General features: G+C 45.5%; 11 protein-coding genes, 2 tRNA genes and 3 rRNA genes. 14 read left to right on the forward strand and 2 right to left on the reverse strand.

Annotation, left to right across the window (positions count from 1 at the left end; genetic code table 11):
• Positions 1-65 precede the first annotated feature (65 nt).
• The 5 genes from dusB to purD all read left to right on the forward strand — a co-directional run bounded on the left by dusB (position 66) and on the right by purD (position 5,330).
• Complete coding sequence (gene dusB, locus FNC98_RS01280) at positions 66-1,031, forward strand: tRNA dihydrouridine synthase DusB (RefSeq protein ID WP_185968026.1); 966 nt, start codon at positions 66-68, stop codon at positions 1,029-1,031.
• Positions 1,032-1,048: 17 nt separating this feature from the next.
• Complete coding sequence (fis, locus tag FNC98_RS01285) at positions 1,049-1,336, forward strand: DNA-binding transcriptional regulator Fis (RefSeq protein WP_136734824.1); 288 nt, start codon at positions 1,049-1,051, stop codon at positions 1,334-1,336.
• A gap of 172 nt (positions 1,337-1,508) precedes the next feature.
• A complete protein-coding gene (purH, locus tag FNC98_RS01290; protein ID WP_143579567.1) occupies positions 1,509-3,095 on the forward strand; it encodes a bifunctional phosphoribosylaminoimidazolecarboxamide formyltransferase/IMP cyclohydrolase in 1,587 nt (528 codons plus the stop codon).
• Between the two features lie 113 nt (positions 3,096-3,208).
• Complete coding sequence (locus tag FNC98_RS01295; protein WP_143579568.1) at positions 3,209-4,015, forward strand: class I SAM-dependent methyltransferase; 807 nt, start codon at positions 3,209-3,211, stop codon at positions 4,013-4,015.
• Between the two features lie 28 nt (positions 4,016-4,043).
• The gene (gene purD / locus FNC98_RS01300) at positions 4,044-5,330 is read left to right on the forward strand and encodes a phosphoribosylamine--glycine ligase (protein WP_143579569.1); all 1,287 of its coding nucleotides are present in this window, start codon (positions 4,044-4,046) and stop codon (positions 5,328-5,330) included.
• A 72-nt stretch (positions 5,331-5,402) separates the two neighbouring features.
• On the opposite strand, the gene FNC98_RS01305 is transcribed toward purD, so the two are convergent.
• Complete coding sequence (locus FNC98_RS01305; protein WP_143579570.1) at positions 5,403-5,855, reverse strand: RNA recognition motif domain-containing protein; 453 nt, start codon at positions 5,853-5,855, stop codon at positions 5,403-5,405.
• A gap of 740 nt (positions 5,856-6,595) precedes the next feature.
• On the opposite strand from FNC98_RS01305, the gene FNC98_RS01310 reads away from it, so the two are divergent.
• The 5 genes from FNC98_RS01310 to rrf all read left to right on the forward strand — a co-directional run bounded on the left by FNC98_RS01310 (position 6,596) and on the right by rrf (position 11,969).
• Positions 6,596-8,138, forward strand: a 16S ribosomal RNA gene (locus FNC98_RS01310).
• A gap of 84 nt (positions 8,139-8,222) precedes the next feature.
• Positions 8,223-8,298 (forward strand) — tRNA-Ala (locus FNC98_RS01315).
• Between the two features lie 30 nt (positions 8,299-8,328).
• A tRNA-Ile gene (locus tag FNC98_RS01320) sits at positions 8,329-8,405 on the forward strand.
• Positions 8,406-8,779: 374 nt separating this feature from the next.
• Positions 8,780-11,667 (forward strand): 23S ribosomal RNA (locus FNC98_RS01325).
• 187 nt (positions 11,668-11,854) lie between these two features.
• Positions 11,855-11,969: ribosomal RNA gene (rrf, locus tag FNC98_RS01330) — 5S ribosomal RNA — on the forward strand.
• The 16S, 23S and 5S rRNA genes sit together here with 2 tRNA genes alongside, the layout of an rRNA operon.
• Positions 11,970-12,391: 422 nt before the next feature.
• Here the strand turns inward: rrf and FNC98_RS01335 are convergent.
• Entirely contained in the window at positions 12,392-13,312 is a 921-nt protein-coding gene (locus tag FNC98_RS01335; RefSeq protein WP_313904111.1) for a LysR family transcriptional regulator, read from the reverse strand.
• Positions 13,313-13,426: 114 nt separating this feature from the next.
• On the opposite strand from FNC98_RS01335, the gene FNC98_RS01340 reads away from it, so the two are divergent.
• The 4 genes from FNC98_RS01340 (at position 13,427) to FNC98_RS01355 (ending at position 19,242) form a co-directional block, all read left to right on the forward strand.
• Positions 13,427-14,878 (forward strand): NAD-dependent succinate-semialdehyde dehydrogenase, encoded by a 1,452-nt coding sequence (locus FNC98_RS01340; protein ID WP_143579571.1) that lies wholly within the window; start codon positions 13,427-13,429, stop codon positions 14,876-14,878.
• A 33-nt stretch (positions 14,879-14,911) separates the two neighbouring features.
• Positions 14,912-16,192 carry a 4-aminobutyrate--2-oxoglutarate transaminase gene (gene gabT, locus FNC98_RS01345; RefSeq protein WP_143579572.1) on the forward strand — a complete coding sequence of 427 codons (1,281 nt, stop codon included), beginning with the start codon at positions 14,912-14,914 and terminating at the stop codon, positions 16,190-16,192.
• Positions 16,193-16,346: 154 nt separating this feature from the next.
• Positions 16,347-17,687, forward strand: a complete 1,341-nt coding sequence (gene pssA / locus FNC98_RS01350; protein WP_143579573.1) for a CDP-diacylglycerol--serine O-phosphatidyltransferase — start codon at positions 16,347-16,349, stop codon at positions 17,685-17,687.
• Between the two features lie 154 nt (positions 17,688-17,841).
• Positions 17,842-19,242 carry an APC family permease gene (locus FNC98_RS01355; protein WP_143579574.1) on the forward strand — a complete coding sequence of 467 codons (1,401 nt, stop codon included), beginning with the start codon at positions 17,842-17,844 and terminating at the stop codon, positions 19,240-19,242.
• The last annotated feature ends 84 nt before the right edge of the window (positions 19,243-19,326 follow it).

The following is a 19,326-nucleotide window of genomic DNA, read 5'->3' on the forward strand; positions in this document are numbered from 1 at the left end:
TTCATTGGTGCTAAAAACACGTAAACTTAGCGCCCTTTTGAACTTGAGCTCAAAAAATCATCAACGTGAACATTGGTCCTTATCAGTTAGAAAATAATGTGATCCTGGCGCCAATGGCGGGGATCACCGATCGACCTTTTCGACAACTTTGCTGTCGACTAGGGGCTGGGTTGGCTGTGTCTGAAATGTTGTCTTCCAATCCTAAGGTATGGAAGTCGGACAAATCTCGGTTGCGTATGCAGCACGGTGATGAAGTGGGGATCCGTTCTGTGCAGATTGCTGGCTCTGACCCAGATGAGATGGCGTATGCCGCTCAGGTCAATGTCGACAATGGTGCTCAGATTATTGATATCAATATGGGTTGCCCAGCGAAAAAAGTAAATAAAAAGCTCGCTGGCTCAGCATTGTTAAAAGAACCGGCTCAGGTACAACGCATCGTCGATGCCGTTGTTAATGCCGTTGATGTTCCGGTAACGCTGAAAATTCGCACCGGTTGGTGCGAGAACACGCGTAACGGTGTTGAGATAGCAAAAATAGCTGAAGGAAATGGAATTCAGGCACTGGCAGTGCACGGTCGTACCCGATGTGACTTTTACAAGGGCAATGCGGAGTACGATACGATTAAAGCCATTAAACAAGCGGTAACTATCCCGGTTGTTGCCAATGGTGATGTAACTTCTGCGGAAAAAGCTAAACAGGTACTGGAATACACTGGCGCTGATGCGGTCATGGTAGGTCGTGCCGCCCAGGGCCGTCCCTGGATTTTCCGTGAGATAAATCATTACCTGGCAACCGGAGAGACTTTACCTTCTCCTGAAGTGGAAGAAGTAAAATCAATCCTGTTAGGGCATGTTAAAGAGCTGCATAAGTTTTATGGTGAATTTATGGGAGTAAGGATCGCTCGTAAACACGTATCCTGGTACTTGCAGGCGCATGACCAGGCAAAAGAATTTCGGCCTATATTCAATGCTCTTGAATTGCCAGAAGAGCAACTTAATGCATTGAATATGTTTTTTGACCAATTAACTTAAATAAGAGTCTGAACTTTATGTTTGAACAAAATATTTCTTCTCCATTTGTGATCGGTGACCAGCAAACTCAGACCAAGGCTTCACCTTTACGTTCTCAAGCTAAAATCGCGATCAAAAATTACTTGTCGCAATTAAATGGTAACGATGTAGACGATATGTACGAATTAGTGCTTTCTGAAATCGAAGCTCCGATGTTAGAAGAAGTAATGCAATATACACGCGGTAATCAAACTCGCGCAGCAAACTTGCTAGGCATCAACCGCGGTACTTTGCGCAAGAAACTTAAAAAGTACGGCATGAACTAATTACGCGCAGGTTCGCCTGCATGAAAAAGCACCTTCGGGTGCTTTTGTTTTTTTCGCCTTTTGACAAAGGCAAAAACCTAACTTTTGCACAGCAACCTATTTGCTGGCAATGAAGTAAACTTAACTTAGATTTAATCAACCTGTAATCACGTAAAAGGTAAACAAGATTATTATGGATACTCCTCGCCCAATAAGACGCGCTCTGTTAAGCGTTTCTGATAAAACTGGCATCGTTGAGTTCGCGCGCAGTTTAGCGCAACAAGGTGTAGATATTTTATCTACTGGTGGTACTGCCAAGCTTTTGGCCGACAATGGCATTCAGGTAACTGAAGTGTCTGACTACACTGGCCACCCGGAAATCATGGACGGTCGTGTTAAGACTCTGCACCCGAAAGTTCATGGTGGCATCCTTGCTCGTCGCGATCTTGATGAAGCAGTAATGAGCGAAAATAACATCCAGGCCATCGACATGGTTGTGGTTAATCTTTACCCGTTCGCAAAAACGGTTGCTAACCAAGATTGCAGTTTAGAAGATGCGATTGAAAACATCGATATCGGTGGTCCGACTATGGTTCGTGCTGCAGCTAAGAACCACAAAGATGTATCCATCGTTGTTAATGCTAAAGATTACGATCGTGTATTGGCTGAAATGAACGCAAACAACGGTTCTTTGACTTACCAAACCCGTTTCGATTTAGCGATTGCCGCATATGAGCACACCGCTAGCTATGACGGCATGATTGCTAATTACTTCGGTAAGATGCTGCCAGCTCATGACGTTGAAGATGCCGAAGCGACTAAGTTCCCTCGCACTTTCAACAGCCAGTTTATTAAGAAGCAGGATCTTCGTTACGGTGAGAACTCTCACCAGGAAGCTGCCTTCTATGTAGAAGCTGAGCCACAGGAAGCTTCAGTTTCAACCGCTACCCAACTTCAGGGTAAAGCACTTTCTTACAACAACATTGCTGATACTGATGCAGCACTGGAATGTGTAAAAGAATTCGCTGAACCTGCCTGTGTGATCGTTAAGCATGCTAACCCTTGTGGTGTGGCTATTGGTGACAACATTCAAACGGCTTATGACGCCGCATTCAAAACCGACCCAACGTCAGCGTTCGGTGGCATCATTGCGTTTAACCGTGAACTAGACGCTGATACCGCTGAAGCCATTGTATCTCGTCAGTTCGTTGAAGTTATCATCGCTCCTTCAGTATCTAGTGGCGCTGCACAAATTGTTTCTGCGAAACCAAATGTTCGTTTACTTGAGTGTGGCCAATGGGACACGCAAACCGACGGTTTTGAGCTTAAGCGTGTTAACGGCGGTTTGTTAGTTCAGGATCGTGACCAGGGTATGGTTACTTTGGAAGATCTGAAAGTAGTAAGTAAGCGTCAACCATCTGAAGAAGAGTTAAAAGACTTATTATTCAGCTGGAAAGTAGCGAAGTTTGTTAAATCTAACGCCATCGTTTACGTTAAAAATCAAATGACAGTAGGTGTAGGTGCGGGCCAGATGAGCCGCGTTTACTCAGCGAAAATTGCTGGTATCAAGGCGGCTGACGAAGGTTTAGAAGTGCCGGGTTCAGTAATGGCCTCCGACGCCTTCTTCCCATTCCGCGATGGCATCGATGCCGCTGCCGGTGCTGGTATTACTGCAGTTATCCAGCCTGGCGGTTCAATGCGTGATGAAGAAGTTATCGCTGCGGCTGATGAACATGGTATGGCGATGGTCTTCACTGGGATGCGTCACTTTCGTCATTAATAACATTTAGGTTAGTGTGGTTGCGATATGCAATCACACTACCTTTCCACAAGCTTTGTGCTATATACTAGGCAATTGTAGTTATCTCGAACTAATTGAAAGTGGAAGAAAAAATGACAACAATCAAATCCGTAGTAACAGCATCTCTACTATCTGTCGCCTTACTTGGCGCAACCTCTGGCTCGGCATTCGCCTTTGATAAATTAGATGACGCCATCGCTGGTGAGCATCGTTCAGAAAAGAATAAAGCCCGCGATCAATATCGTCATCCAAAAGAAACGCTTGAGTTTTTTGGTTTCAAAGACGATATGACGGTGGTTGAAATCGCTCCAGGTGGCGGTTGGTATACTGAAGTTTTGGCACCAGCTCTTAAAGGTAGCGGTGTTCTGTATGGTGCCCACTATCCAGATACTGGCAAAGAAGACTACTACAGCCGTTCTCGCAAAGGCCTTGAGAAAAAACTTGCGTCAGATCCCGTTTTTAGTGAAGTGAAATTAACTGACTTTATGCCGAAGCAAGAAAGCGAACTAGCTCCAGCGGGCAGTGCTGATATGGTACTAACATTCCGTAACCTTCATAACTGGGGCAAGATGGGTGTTGAGCAGGTTTTCAAAGATGCATACACAGCCTTAAAACCGGGTGGCGTTTTAGGTGTTGTTGAGCACAGATTACCTGAAGATATGGACCATGCCGATGGTTATTACTCTCAAGCATTAGCAATCGAACAGGCCGAAGCTGCAGGATTTGAACTGGCAGAAACCAGTGAAATTAATGCTAACCCGAAAGATACAGCGGATCATCCAAAAGGTGTTTGGACATTACCGCCAGTATTGCGTTTAGGCGATCAGGACCGTGATAAGTATCTTGCTATCGGTGAAAGTGATCGCATGACTTTGAAATTTGTGAAGCCAGCTAAATAAACTGGCTTATATGTAGGAATAAGTAGTAATGAAAATTTTAGTGATAGGTAGTGGTGGTCGTGAGCATGCTTTAGCATGGAAAGCGTCGCAATCAGCAGGGGTAGAAAAAGTATTTGTTGCACCTGGTAATGCTGGTACTGCTACCGAAGCTAAGTTAGAGAATGTCGCTATTTCTGTTGGCGACATTCCTGCTTTAGTAGATTTTGCCAAACAGCAAAACGTTGAGCTGACCATTGTTGGTCCAGAGCAACCGCTTGTAGATGGTGTGGTTGATGCCTTTGAAGAAGCTGGCCTGACGATCTTTGGTCCTTCAGCAAAAGCAGCGCAGCTAGAAGGCTCGAAAGCCTTCACTAAAGACTTTTTAGCTCGTCACCAAATCCCAACCGCAGATTATGCAAACTTTACCGAAATCGATCCGGCAATCGAGTATGTTCGCAAAATGGGTGCACCAATTGTTGTAAAGGCCGATGGTCTTGCTGCAGGTAAAGGTGTAATCGTTGCGATGACTCTGCGGGAAGCAGAAGATTCAATAAAAGACATGCTTGCGGGCAACGCTTTTGGCGATGCCGGTCACCGTGTTGTTATCGAAGAATTCCTTGAAGGTGAAGAAGCCAGCTTTATCGTTATGGTAGATGGTAAGAACATTTTACCCATGGCAACCAGTCAGGATCACAAGCGCGCATTAAACGGCGATCAGGGTCCAAATACGGGGGGCATGGGTGCTTATTCTCCTGCGCCTGTGGTAACTGCTGAAATTCATGATCGCATTATGCAGGAAGTGATTGTTCCTACGGTTGCAGGCATGGCTAAAGAGGACGCTCCTTATAAAGGCTTCTTATACGCCGGTCTTATGATCACTGCTGACGGTACACCGAAAGTGATTGAGTACAACTGTCGCTTTGGCGATCCAGAAACACAACCGATTATGATGCGTTTACAGTCAGATTTAGTGCAGTTATGTCTTAAAGCTTGCCGTGGTGAGTTAGATAAGGCCACTGCTGATTTTGATTCTCGTGCAGCTGTTGGGGTCGTACTTGCTGCCAAAGGTTATCCGGCTAGCTATCCGAAAGGCGATGTCATCTCCGGCCTTGATACAAATACATCTGCTGATAGAAAAACCTTCCATGCAGGTACTGCGATGAAGGATGGTAATGTAGTAACTGCAGGTGGCCGTGTTCTTTGTGCGACGGCTTTAGGTAATTCCGTTACTGAAGCGCAACAATCGGCGTATAAATTACTGGAAGAGATCAGTTGGGAAGGTATGAGTTACCGTACCGATATTGCTTATCGCGCTATCGCTCGCGAAAGTAAATAACCCATTTCTCTGAATCTATAAAAAAAGGGCTCCTATATCAATGGAGCCCTTTTTTGTTTGTATCGAATTAGATTAATCGTTGCCTTGACCTGGTTCTGGTCTTTCTTTTGCTTCACGAACTTTCAGGGTTCGTTGTTGAAATTCAGTGTCGTTTAACGACTCAATCGCACCGTCGGCATCAGCTGCTGATATTTCTACAAACCCGAAACCGCGGCGTTTGCCTGTTTGTTTGTCTTTCATCAAGCGAACCGAATGCACTTCACCATATGATGAAAACAAACTTCTGACCGCAGCTTCATTTGCTCGATAAGGTAAATTACCAACATAAAGCGTTTTTATTGCAGCTGCTGTTTGTTGTTCACCTGACAAGAGCTTTACGATAAGTGGTGAAACAAGCGCACCAATGAATAAACCGATAGTTAAGGAAATAGCGTCGGCATTTTCTAATGCGCCGCCAACGAAGTAACCAACTAAAGCGCACCCTGTAGCAATAAGGGCGGATGTGAGGACTAATGGAGATTTCATGATTATTACCTGATTATTATTGTATTTTTAATGTTCTAATCCAATCCTATGTTAACAATACCTTTACAAATGGCAACTACCTCGATGAAAAAACCTTAATTAATGTAGGACTATTAAGATCTTTTATAGCTGTCTCTAGTGAAATAAGTGGATCTGTTCTCAATGAGTAGGGCTATCAAAAAGTGTATTTTTGAGTGTTTAGCGAACGGATCGCTTTATTTTTAACCGAACGATCGTTTTTTTGCATCTTTTCTTTGAATAGGTATTGACGGCAACGGGAAAATCCCTAAAATGCGCATCCACTTCCACGGGACATCCCAACGAAGTGTTTTGATACGATAACCTCAAGGGTTTAACCCGGTTATCACGACCGAAACTGAGAAATATTCGAAAACAACTTTTTCGAAATAATTATCAAAAATCGGTTGACATCAAAACTGGATGGCGTAGAATGCGCATCCTGCTTCGGGCAAGGCCTGCAGCGAAACAACGAGATTAACGAATGCGATTAATTCTCGGCTTTTTTAAAAGCGCATCTTTAACAATTAGTTATCAAGCAATTTGTGTGGGCACTCAAGTTAAGACAGTTTTACCATATAGCTCGAAAGAGCAATATAAAAGTCTTAATGATTTGTGACACATGAGTCTTTATTAATTTATTTAATATACGTTTATATGTCAGTTACCTTTATTGGTAACAAGTGATTCATTGAGCATGGTCCGCAAGGACAACAACTTTTTAATTGAAGAGTTTGATCATGGCTCAGATTGAACGCTGGCGGCAGGCTTAACACATGCAAGTCGAGCGGAAACGAAGAAGAACTTGTTCTTCTGGCGTCGAGCGGCGGACGGGTGAGTAATGCTTGGGAATATGCCTTAAGGTGGGGGACAACAGTTGGAAACGACTGCTAATACCGCATAATGTCTACGGACCAAAGGAGGGGATCTTCGGACCTTTCGCCTTTTGATTAGCCCAAGTGAGATTAGCTAGTTGGTGGGGTAATGGCCTACCAAGGCGACGATCTCTAGCTGGTTTGAGAGGATGATCAGCCACACTGGGACTGAGACACGGCCCAGACTCCTACGGGAGGCAGCAGTGGGGAATATTGCACAATGGGGGAAACCCTGATGCAGCCATGCCGCGTGTGTGAAGAAGGCCTTCGGGTTGTAAAGCACTTTCAGCGAGGAGGAAAGGTTAGTAGCTAATAACTGCTAGCTGTGACGTTACTCGCAGAAGAAGCACCGGCTAACTCCGTGCCAGCAGCCGCGGTAATACGGAGGGTGCGAGCGTTAATCGGAATTACTGGGCGTAAAGCGTGCGTAGGCGGTTGTATAAGCGAGATGTGAAAGCCCCGGGCTTAACCTGGGAACTGCATTTCGAACTGTATGACTAGAGTTTTGTAGAGGGTGGTGGAATTTCCAGTGTAGCGGTGAAATGCGTAGAGATTGGAAGGAACATCAGTGGCGAAGGCGGCCACCTGGACAAAAACTGACGCTGAGGCACGAAAGCGTGGGGAGCAAACAGGATTAGATACCCTGGTAGTCCACGCCGTAAACGATGTCAACTAGCTGTCTGTGGACTTGATCCGTGGGTAGCGCAGCTAACGCACTAAGTTGACCGCCTGGGGAGTACGGCCGCAAGGTTAAAACTCAAATGAATTGACGGGGGCCCGCACAAGCGGTGGAGCATGTGGTTTAATTCGATGCAACGCGAAGAACCTTACCATCCCTTGACATCCAGAGAACTTTCTAGAGATAGATTGGTGCCTTCGGGAACTCTGAGACAGGTGCTGCATGGCTGTCGTCAGCTCGTGTTGTGAAATGTTGGGTTAAGTCCCGCAACGAGCGCAACCCCTATCCTTATTTGCCAGCGCGTCATGGCGGGAACTTTAAGGAGACTGCCGGTGATAAACCGGAGGAAGGTGGGGACGACGTCAAGTCATCATGGCCCTTACGGGATGGGCTACACACGTGCTACAATGGCAGATACAGAGGGCAGCAAGACCGCGAGGTGGAGCGAATCCCACAAAGTCTGTCGTAGTCCGGATTGGAGTCTGCAACTCGACTCCATGAAGTCGGAATCGCTAGTAATCGTGGATCAGAATGCCACGGTGAATACGTTCCCGGGCCTTGTACACACCGCCCGTCACACCATGGGAGTGGGTTGCAAAAGAAGTAGCTAGTTTAACCTTCGGGGGGACGGTTACCACTTTGTGATTCATGACTGGGGTGAAGTCGTAACAAGGTAACCCTAGGGGAACCTGGGGTTGGATCACCTCCTTACCTTAAGTAAAACAACTTTCTTGAGTGTTCACACAAATTGCTTTGATAACGAATAAAGACGATGACCCTGTACGTCAGAATTATGGGGCTATAGCTCAGCTGGGAGAGCGCCTGCCTTGCACGCAGGAGGTCAGCAGTTCGATCCTGCTTAGCTCCACCATTTCACGACTGACAGGTTTGAAAATACTGTAGGTCTGTAGCTCAGCTGGTTAGAGCGCACCCCTGATAAGGGTGAGGTCGGTAGTTCAAGTCTACTCAGACCTACCAATTTCGATTTTCTCTGCGTTGTTTTGCCACTCGTTTATTGAAAAATAAACGTCGCGCCAAAACGCCTTGATAAAACCGAAATTACATTGTCATCAAGAAATTAAAGATAAGAGCTAAGCTTAATTGGCGAGTTTTTATCTTTAGTTTCTATCTTTAGAAACCTGTTCTTTAACAATTTGGAAAGCTGATATTAAACCCGGTGTTTATATTCAACAACTCGTGTCGCGCGAGGTGTTGGTCAAATATAAATACCAAATCGGATAACGTAAGTTATCCGGCTAATAATCTTTATGATTATTAATTCTTACTCAAGTAATCTATTAGATTGCGTGAAAATGTCAGACATACAAAACAAAGTTTTCTTTGGGTTGTATGGTTAAGTGACTAAGCGTATGTGGTGGATGCCTTGGCAGTTAGAGGCGATGAAGGACGTGTTAATCTGCGAAAAGCTGAGTTAAGCCGATAAAAGGCGTTATAGGCTCAGATGTCCGAATGGGGAAACCCACCCGTCATCAGGCGGGTATCGTTAAGTGAATTCATAGCTTAACGAGGCGAACCGGGAGAACTGAAACATCTAAGTACCCCGAGGAAAAGAAATCAACCGAGATTTCCTTAGTAGCGGCGAGCGAACGGGAATTAGCCCTTAAGCGGTTTGTAAGTTAGTGGAATGAGCTGGAAAGCTCAGCGATACAGGGTGATAGCCCCGTACACGAAAATGAACTTACCGTGAAATCGAGTAGGTCGGGACACGAGAAATCTTGACTGAATATGGGGGGACCATCCTCCAAGGCTAAATACTCCTAACTGACCGATAGTGAACCAGTACCGTGAGGGAAAGGCGAAAAGAACCCCTGTGAGGGGAGTGAAATAGAACCTGAAACCGCATACGTACAAGCAGTGGAAGCCCTTCGTGGGTGACTGCGTACCTTTTGTATAATGGGTCAGCGACTTATGTTCTGTAGCTAGGTTAACCGAATAGGGGAGCCGTAGCGAAAGCGAGTGTTAACTGCGCGTTTAGTTGCAGGGCATAGACCCGAAACCCGGCGATCTACCCATGGGCAGGTTGAAGGTTGAGTAACATCAACTGGAGGACCGAACACACGTATGTTGAAAAATGCGGTGATGACTTGTGGGTCGGAGTGAAAGGCTAATCAAGCCGGGAGATAGCTGGTTCTCCCCGAAATCTATTTAGGTAGAGCCTCGGACGAACACCATTGGGGGTAGAGCACTGTTAAGGCTAGGGGGTCATCCCGACTTACCAACCCTTTGCAAACTCCGAATACCAATGAGTGCTATCCGGGAGACACACTATGGGTGCTAACGTCCATAGTGGAAAGGGAAACAACCCAGACCGCCAGCTAAGGTCCCAAAGTCATAGTTAAGTGGGAAACGATGTGGAAAGGCATAGACAGCTAGGAGGTTGGCTTAGAAGCAGCCACCCTTTAAAGAAAGCGTAATAGCTCACTAGTCGAGTCGGTCTGCGCGGAAGATGTAACGGGGCTAAACTATGCACCGAAGCTGCGGATTTAACCTTTTGGTTAAGTGGTAGGGGAGCGTTCTGTAAGCCGTTGAAGGTGAACTGAGAAGTTTGCTGGAGGTATCAGAAGTGCGAATGCTGACATGAGTAACGATAATGGGGGTGAAAAACCCCCACGCCGAAAGACCAAGGTTTCCTGTCCCATGTTAATCAGGGCAGGGTAAGTCGGCCCCTAAGGCGAGGCGGAAACGCGTAGTCGATGGGAAACAGATTAATATTTCTGTACTTCTTATAATTGCGAAGGAGGGACGGAGCAGGCTAGGCAAGCATGGCGTTGGTTGTCCATGTGAAAGTATGTAGGCTGAAGAATTAGGTAAATCCGGTTCTTCTTAAGGCTGAGATACGAGACGAGGCTCTACGGAGCTGAAGTTGTTGATGCCCTACTTCCAGGAAAAGCTTCTAAGCATCAGATTATAAGGAACCGTACCCCAAACCGACACAGGTGGTTAGGTAGAGAATACTAAGGCGCTTGAGAGAACTCGGGTGAAGGAACTAGGCAAAATAGTACCGTAACTTCGGGAGAAGGTACGCCGGCTAGGGTGATGAGACTTGCTCTCTAAGCCTCGGTCGGTCGAAGTAACCAGGTGGCTGGAACTGTTTATTAAAAACACAGCACTGTGCAAAATCGAAAGATGACGTATACGGTGTGACGCCTGCCCGGTGCCGGAAGGTTAATTGATTGGGTTAGCGCAAGCGAAGCTCATGATCGAAGCCCCGGTAAACGGCGGCCGTAACTATAACGGTCCTAAGGTAGCGAAATTCCTTGTCGGGTAAGTTCCGACCTGCACGAATGGCGTAATCATGGCCACACTGTCTCCACCCGAGACTCAGTGAAATTGAATTTGCGGTTAAGATGCCGTATACCCGCGGCTAGACGGAAAGACCCCGTGAACCTTTACTATAGCTTGACAGTGAACATTGCTCCTACATGTGTAGGATAGGTGGGAGGCTTTGAAACTTTGTCGCCAGATAGAGTGGAGCCAATCTTGAAATACCACCCTTGTATGCGTGATGTTCTAACCTGGGGCCCTAATCGGGCTTGGGGACACTGTCTGGTGGGTAGTTTGACTGGGGCGGTCTCCTCCCAAAGCGTAACGGAGGAGCACGAAGGTTGGCTAAGTATGGTCGGACATCATACGGTTAGTGCAATGGCATAAGCCAGCTTAACTGCGAGACAGACACGTCGAGCAGGTACGAAAGTAGGTCATAGTGATCCGGTGGTTCTGTATGGAAGGGCCATCGCTCAACGGATAAAAGGTACTCCGGGGATAACAGGCTGATACCGCCCAAGAGTTCATATCGACGGCGGTGTTTGGCACCTCGATGTCGGCTCATCACATCCTGGGGCTGAAGTCGGTCCCAAGGGTATGGCTGTTCGCCATTTAAAGTGGTACGCGAGCTGGGTTTAGAACGTCGTGAGACAGTTCGGTCCCTATCTGCCGTGGGCGTTTGAGAATTGAAGAGGGCTGCTCCTAGTACGAGAGGACCGGAGTGGACGAACCTCTGGTGTTCCGGTTGTCACGCCAGTGGCATTGCCGGGTAGCTATGTTCGGAACTGATAACCGCTGAAAGCATCTAAGCGGGAAGCAGGCTTTGAGATGAGTTCTCACTGGGACTTTAAGTCCCCTAAAGGGTCGTTGGAGACTACAACGTTGATAGGTCAGGTGTGTAAGTGCTGCGAGGCATTGAGCTAACTGATACTAATTGCCCGTGAGGCTTAACCATACAACACCAAAGAAAATTGTGTTGTTTGACATGCTACGCAGTCAAATAGATAGAGTAAGAATTGAAATTAATACAGCTTTTCGAATTAAAGTTAGAAGCGTCTTGATAGCGGAGTAAACAACACTCAGAACGCATCAGGAGGCCCCGTTCGCCAACGGGGCAAAAATCTTCTAGCGTACGATTTTTGTCTAGCGACAATAGCGTTGTGGAACCACCTGATCCCATGCCGAACTCAGAAGTGAAACGCAATAGCGCCGATGGTAGTGTGGGAGTTCCCATGTGAGAGTAGGTCATCGCTAGGCTTCCAATTCAGAAAAGCCCGCTCAGTTGAGCGGGCTTTTTGCGTTTGAGGGAATCTTACGAAGGTGGATAAAATACTCCACTGTGTCGTATTTTGGGTGGAGTCTTACGAGGGTGGAGTAAACACTATTTCAGTCGCGTTTAGGTAGCTTATTCTTCAAAATGCTTTAGATTTTGACTCACTCTTATTCAACAGTAACAAAATACTCCACTGCGTCGTATCTTGGGTGGAGTCTGGCGATGTTGGAGTAAGCACTATGTCAGTCGTGTTTATGTAGCTTACACTTCAAAATCCTTTAGATTTTGACTCCACCTTTGACGATTTCGTCAACTCCACCTTCGAATCGTTTTCTGATTCGACTCCACCTTCAACATATCTATATGTTGACTCCCTCTTATTCATCAGTAACAAGGCAACGCCTTGTTACTTAAATGCTTTCGCTATCGCTTCCAGCGCGATCTCTTGCTTCTTACTTTCCCGTGGGTGCTTGTTATAAACCAAGGATAGGGTGAAATGGTAGTTGATGGAGTTTGGGCGGATCAGGCGCATGGTACCATCGTTTAATTCTTTTTGGATATGACCTTGTGGCATAAAGCCCAGGTATTCTCCAGACTTAATCAAAATTTTGCGCATAAAGAACTGATAGGATTTGGCAGTAAGGTTAAACCTTTCTAATTGCGTTTTACCTTCGCCAGTTATGTCGATTCCTGGATGAATGGTTTCTGCATTGGCAAAATCTCTGTCAGCAATTTGAGTGTCAGTCTTATTAAAAAAAGGGTGCCCTTCAGAGCAACATAAAAACACCTGTTCACGGTGCAATGGTTGGTAATATAAACCATCAATTTTGTGGTAAGCAGGAAAGATCCCTGTATGTACCTTACCTTGCAGGATACCTTTTTCAATTTGGTCGATTGACATGGTATCCAGTTCGATTTGTAAAGCTGGATGCTTGCAGTGAATATCTTTCACCACTTCAACAAACTTTAATTGTTTTTCTCTATCAAGTTGCTCAGAACACCAGATAACAATTTCACCGCTCAATTCCGAACCAAGACTATTTACCAGCATCGAAAAATCCTGGACCGATTCAAACAGGCTTAAAGACGCCCGGTACACACTTTGTCCTTCATGGGTAAGCACGAAACCGCTACGACCACGTAGGCAAAGTTTAAACCCCATCCGTTGTTCAAGATTACCGATATGAATACTTATCGTGCTCTTGGTGATACCAAGGTGTGGTTCAGCAGCAGAAAACCCACCATATTCAACTACGGCCTGGAACACCTTTAACAGCCTGAGGTCATAGTCGCTTAGTTGCCTGAGGTTATTCTGAGATATCTGCATGATTCGTAGATATTTAGTTTGATAATAATCAAACTATACATTGAAAAGTTTGTATTTATAAGCTTATATTTTTGCACTTTAATAGACGTACAGTAAATTAAATGAGTATCGAATATGATTGCTTTGGAAGATAGCGAACTATTAAGAACCTTCTCTTATATCAATGGCAGCTGGCATTCCAGCGAAAAAGATATTGCCGTAACAAACCCTGCAACGGGCGAAGAGATCGCCCGTGTAAGTGACATCACCCCTGCTGAAACGGAATTGGCAGTAGCCGCTGCGAAAGCCGCATTACCTGAGTGGTCAACGAAATCTGCAAATGAAAGAGCAGCCATTTTACGAAAATGGTTTGAGCTTATGATGGCAAATCAAATGGATTTAGGGCAAATCCTGACCCTAGAGCAAGGTAAACCGCTAGTCGAAGCCAAGGGGGAGATTGCTTATGGGGCAGCCTTTATCGAATGGTTTGCGGAAGAAGGTAAACGTATCTACGGCGATACCATTCCAGCGCCATCGAAAGACAAGAAGATCATTGTGATTAAACAACCTGTAGGGGTTGTGAGTGCCATCACTCCCTGGAATTTTCCAAATGCGATGATCGCCCGTAAAGCCGCCGCGGCTCTGGCTGCAGGCTGTACCTTTGTGGTTCGTCCGGCGACACAAACACCATTATCAGCATTAGCAATGGCAGAGCTGGCTGAAAGAGCTGGGATCCCAGCAGGTGTATTTAATGTAGTTGTCGGCTCCGATGCCCAAGGGATCGGAGAAGTGCTTACTCAGCATCCCGATATCGCCAAGTTCACCTTTACCGGCTCAACAGGTGTCGGTAAACGATTGATTGCCCAATGTGCAACCACGGTTAAAAAGGTATCGATGGAACTTGGTGGTAATGCGCCATTCATCGTATTTGATGATGCTGATATCGATGCAGCGGTTCAGGGGGCTTTAGTTTCTAAGTACCGTAATGCCGGTCAAACCTGTGTCTGTACAAACCGTATTTTCGTGCAAAAGGGCGTGTTGAAAGAGTTTACTGAAAAGTTTACGAAAGCGGTGGCAAACCTCAAAGTAGGCAATGGCATGGATAGTGATACCGATATTGGGCCATTAATTTCTGAAAAAGCCGCATCCGATGTGAAACAGCTAGTCGTTCAATCCCTGGAACAGGGCGCATCATTACTCACTGGCAATACCCCCTCTGACCACCCGGAGCAGTTTTTAAATCCCATGGTGTTAACGGATGTCACCAATGATATGCCGATAGCTCGCAACGAAATTTTTGGCCCGGTGTCACCGATCATCGCGTTCGATGATGAACAGCAAGTAATTGCTATGGCAAACGATACCGAATTTGGCCTTGCAGCCTATTTTTATGCCCGGGATATTGGCCGGGTGTGGCGAGTTTCCGAAGGCCTGGAATACGGCATGATTGGCATTAACGAAGGCATCGTTTCCAACGCCGCAGCACCATTTGGCGGGGTTAAACAATCTGGTAATGGTCGTGAAGGCTCCCGTTACGGTTTAGACGATTATCTGGAAATTAAATATTTATGTATGGGCGGTCTGTAAATCGCCAGTCGAAGAGACATGTTAGGAAAAATTATGAATAACGAACAATTACAAGCGAGAAAAACACGGGTTATTGCCAGGGGTCAGGGCAATCTTTATCCGGTTTATATTGAGCGAGGCAAGAATGCCGAGTTATGGGATGTTGATGGTAATCGTTACATAGATTTTGCCACGGGTATCGCGGTGTGTAATACCGGACATTCTCACCCCAAAATCGTAGCCGCAGTAAAAGAGCAGCTGGATAGATTTTCCCATACCTGTGTCATGGTAAATCCTTATGAAAGCGCTGTGGAATTGGCCGAAAAGTTAACGGCAGCAGCGCCGGGCGATTCCGATAAAAAAGCGATTTTCGTAACCACGGGAGCGGAAGCCGTGGAAAACTGTGTGAAAATAGCCAGAGCCTACACTGGGCGTCGCGGCGTGATCGCGTTTAACGGTGGCTTTCATGGCCGCACTAACCTGGCGATGGCATTAACCGGAAAAATCACTCCATATAAAAACTTGTTTGGCCCCTTTCCGGGCGATATATTTCACGCGCCTTTCCCAATTAAATGCCATGACATTTCCGTTAAGGATTCTTTAAAGGCCCTGGACACCCTGTTCAAAGTTGATATTGCACCAAGTGACGTGGCGGCGATCATTGTTGAGCCGGTACAAGGGGAGGGAGGATTTTACCCTGCTCCTGCAGAATTCCTGCAAGCCCTCAGGGCTCGTTGTGATGAGCATGGTATTGTTTTAATTGCTGATGAAATTCAAACCGGATTTGGCAGAACCGGCAAGATGTTCAGCTTCGAACATGCCGATGTTGAGCCCGATCTAATTACCATGGCAAAAGGTATCGCTGGTGGCTTTCCAATCGCCGCGGTTATTGGTAAAAGTGAAGTGATGGACGCACCTCTACCCGGTGGTTTAGGTGGAACTTATGGCGGCTCACCAGTCGCTTGTACTGCGGCACTTAAGGTATTGGATATCATTGCCGAAGAAAATCTGATTGACCGTTCGAACCAACTTGGTCAATTATTCAATGAGCGTCTTCGTGCGTTGCAACACGAGTATCCGGCGCTTATCCACGATGTACGTAATCAAGGGGCGATGATCGCGTTAGAGTTAGGTAAATCCGTTGACGAGTTTATTCCCAATCCAGAATTAACCCAATCTTTGATAGCAAAAGCTGCAGAGCATGGACTTATTTTGCTGGCTTGTGGTTTTTATGGCAATGTCATTCGCTTCCTACCAGCGCTTACGATGAGTGATGAACTTGCTTCTGAAGGCTTAGACAAATTTGTCGAACTGTTCCACTCAGCAGCTCAATAATATCTGATATAAAATGGCCTTGAATGGTATCAAGGCCATGATTCTTGTGGCTTAAAGTCAACAGGTAAGCGCAGATTTTATTTCCGTTTGCCTGAAGTTTACGTTTATAATCAAGGCATAAATTTACGTATATTTAAGACTAAATAGATTTAAAATGTTAGCCCGTTTCCGGCAGATACCTTTAAGCAATGCCCTGCCTTTGCACCATGATGAAATTGATGTGCTACTAAGCGCTGAAGCATTTCGTCTGCGCCTTCTCGAACTAATTAAATCCGCAAAAAAACGTGTGTACCTTACGGCGCTGTATTTGCAGGATGATGAAGCGGGTCGGGAAATTCTTGATGCACTTATTGCAGCTAAACAACATAACCCGGAATTAGTGATACGCATCTTCGTTGATTTCCACCGTGCCCAACGTGGCTTGATTGGAGAGAAGCAATCTCTGGGAAATCGCCAGTTATATCTCGACCTGAATGAAAAATATCCAGGGGCCGTGGAAATTTTTGGCGTACCGGTAAAACAAAAAGAGTTTCTTGGTGTGTTACACCTTAAAGGTTTTGTGATTGATGATACTGTTTTGTATAGCGGTGCTAGTTTAAATAATGTTTATCTGGATGTTGGTGATAAGTATCGCTGCGATCGTTACCACGAGATTAAACAACCCGGTCTTGCCAATGCATTTGTTGATTACTTATTGAATAATTTTGTTCAGTCAGGTCTGGCACCTCGTCTTGATGAACCGGGAACGTTTGATAAAAAACAGCAAAAATCTCTGATTAACCAGTTAAAAAGCTTATTGCGAAGATCCAAGTATCAGGTTTCCAGTCCAAATACTGAGCAGGCGCCAATGCAAATACAGCCTATCGTAGGGTTTGGTAAGCGTGGTAATGTGCTCAATCAAACGGCGAGAAAGGTTGTGAAAAGTGCTCAGGATACTCTGGTTATATTTACCCCTTATTTCAATTTTCCTAAACCCTTAGCTTCGGATTTGCGTCGTGCTTTAAAGCGCGGTGTCGAGGTTACGATTGTCGTTGGTGACAAAAAAGCCAATGATTTTTATATTGCCGATGAAGATCAGTTCTCTACCATAGGCATTGTTCCTTATCTTTATGAAGTCTTGTTGAGTCGTTTTGTTAAACGTAATCAGAAATTCATTGATAAAGGCCAGCTCAATTTGCAGCTTTGGTATCATGGCGCTAATAGCTATCACTTAAAGGGTATTGTCGCCGACAACAAGTATCATTTACTAACCGGAAGCAATATGAATCCCAGAGCCTGGAATCTTGATATTGAAAATGGTTTATTCATTGTTGATGAGAGTAAGCAGCTAGTTGGTAAATGGCAGCAGGAATTGAGTAATATTCTCAAACACACCACTCGGGTTACAAATTTTTCCGAAATCGAAACCATTAAAGATTACCCGGAAAAAGTTCGGGAGTTACTTCGTCGCATTCAGTTAACCAGCTTTGATCGGTTGTTGAAGCGCTTCCTATAATCCGACGGCATAAATCTAATCGGCACTATTGTGAAAAATGGTGCCTGAATTCCTACCTACCCAATCAGGGGTACAAATCCTTTACTGGCTGAATTAACCTCATAGAAAAAGAGGTGTTAACGTCGTCGTTTTATCGCGTCTTAAGGAAAGTCATATGAGTGAAAGGGTTTTACATCACAAGGCGCTGGGCAAGCGCGATATTTTTCTATTCAGTGTTTCAGCGGTACTTCTGTTAGACACCCTCGCGGCAGGAGCCACTTCCGGACCATCGATAATCTTTTGGTGGTTAGCACTTACTTTATGCTTTTTAATTCCGTTAGGAATGATATGCGCAGAGCTGGGAGTGAAATATCCTCAACAAGGCGGTATCTATGCCTGGGTAAAACAAGCCTATGGGCAGCGTTGGGCATCCCGGGTTAGCTGGTATTACTGGGCAAACGTAGCGGTTTGGATACCGGCAATCTTTATTTTATTTTCCGGTATTTTCCAGCAATTGTTTTTCCCGCAAATGTCTTTAACCGCTCAGATAATCCTGGGCGTTGCTCTGATTTGGGTATTAGTCTTTGCCAATATTGTGACCCTGGAGTTTGGCAAATGGGTACCAAATCTAGGGGCAATATTAAAACTGTTAATTTTTGCGTTTTTGATAGTAGGATCGTTCTTTTATGGCAGTAAGCATGGCTGGGCAAATGACCTGTCGTTAGCCACATTGCTCCCGACTGTTGAAAATGATGGTCTTAGTCTTCAGTATTTGCCTGCAGTGATCTACGGAATGTTGGGCTTTGAACTGATCAGTGCCAGTAGCGAAGAAATGAAAAATCCTAAACGCGATCTTCCTAAAGCCATTGCCGCCTCAATGGCAGTCGTTGTTGTTGCCTTTGTTTTAGCTACCACAGCTATTCTGGTAGCCATACCGGCTCAACAGGTTGATTTGGTCGATGGACTGATTGATACCCTGCGACTAATTTTTTCACAATATGCCTGGGGTGAAAGTCTGGTAATTGCACTGGTTATCGGTGCTTTGTATACCTTCTTCTCCAATGGTGTTACCTGGGGTATGGGCGCAAATCGGGCTGCAGCACAGGCGGCAATTGATAAAGAATTACCTAAATGGTTTGGCATCCTGTCCTCGCGCGGAACACCCACAGGTGCGGCAATTTTATTGGGGGTGATATCTTCTGCATTACTGATCATGTATGGATTTATGGCGACTAATAACGAAGACTTATTTTGGACCTTGTTCGCGTTTAGCGGGGTTATTTTTATCCTGCCTTATATCGTCATGTGCTGTGCCTTCGTCAAAATTCGTCAGTCTGAAACCGTGTTCGATGCATCGCAATACTCTGTGCCGGGTAATCCTTCTATGGTAAAAGGTCTCGCTTATTTATGTGCCTTGATCTTATCTGTAACCAACATTCTTTTTGTATATACACCAGGAGAGGGGGTCCACTGGGACGTACTATCTGGTGCAATGGCGGTAATTTTATTGGGTGAAGCGATTCTTTTTCACCAGAAACCGGCAAAGGCAAAAGAATCTAATCAAGCGGTAGTGTAATAACGGAAAAACTGACAAGTTCACTGAGTAAAGCTGACTATGTTATAGTCAGCTTTTTCGATGTAATAATAACGAATCACTCAT

The organism is Thalassotalea sp. PS06 (assembly GCF_007197775.1).
In the GTDB taxonomy this organism is placed as follows: domain Bacteria; phylum Pseudomonadota; class Gammaproteobacteria; order Enterobacterales; family Alteromonadaceae; genus Thalassotalea_A.

Excerpts from the sequence above, each read along its gene's own strand:
- fis (WP_136734824.1), top strand. The coding sequence starts at position 1,049 with ATGTTTGAACAAAATATTTCTTCTCCATTTGTGATCGGTGACCAGCAA.
- purH (WP_143579567.1), top strand. The coding sequence starts at position 1,509 with ATGGATACTCCTCGCCCAATAAGACGCGCTCTGTTAAGCGTTTCTGAT.
- FNC98_RS01295 (WP_143579568.1), top strand. The coding sequence starts at position 3,209 with ATGACAACAATCAAATCCGTAGTAACAGCATCTCTACTATCTGTCGCC.
- purD (WP_143579569.1), top strand. The coding sequence starts at position 4,044 with ATGAAAATTTTAGTGATAGGTAGTGGTGGTCGTGAGCATGCTTTAGCA.
- FNC98_RS01305 (WP_143579570.1), bottom strand. The coding sequence starts at position 5,855 with ATGAAATCTCCATTAGTCCTCACATCCGCCCTTATTGCTACAGGGTGC.
- FNC98_RS01335 (WP_313904111.1), bottom strand. The coding sequence starts at position 13,312 with ATGCAGATATCTCAGAATAACCTCAGGCAACTAAGCGACTATGACCTC.
- FNC98_RS01340 (WP_143579571.1), top strand. The coding sequence starts at position 13,427 with ATGATTGCTTTGGAAGATAGCGAACTATTAAGAACCTTCTCTTATATC.
- gabT (WP_143579572.1), top strand. The coding sequence starts at position 14,912 with ATGAATAACGAACAATTACAAGCGAGAAAAACACGGGTTATTGCCAGG.
- pssA (WP_143579573.1), top strand. The coding sequence starts at position 16,347 with ATGTTAGCCCGTTTCCGGCAGATACCTTTAAGCAATGCCCTGCCTTTG.
- FNC98_RS01355 (WP_143579574.1), top strand. The coding sequence starts at position 17,842 with ATGAGTGAAAGGGTTTTACATCACAAGGCGCTGGGCAAGCGCGATATT.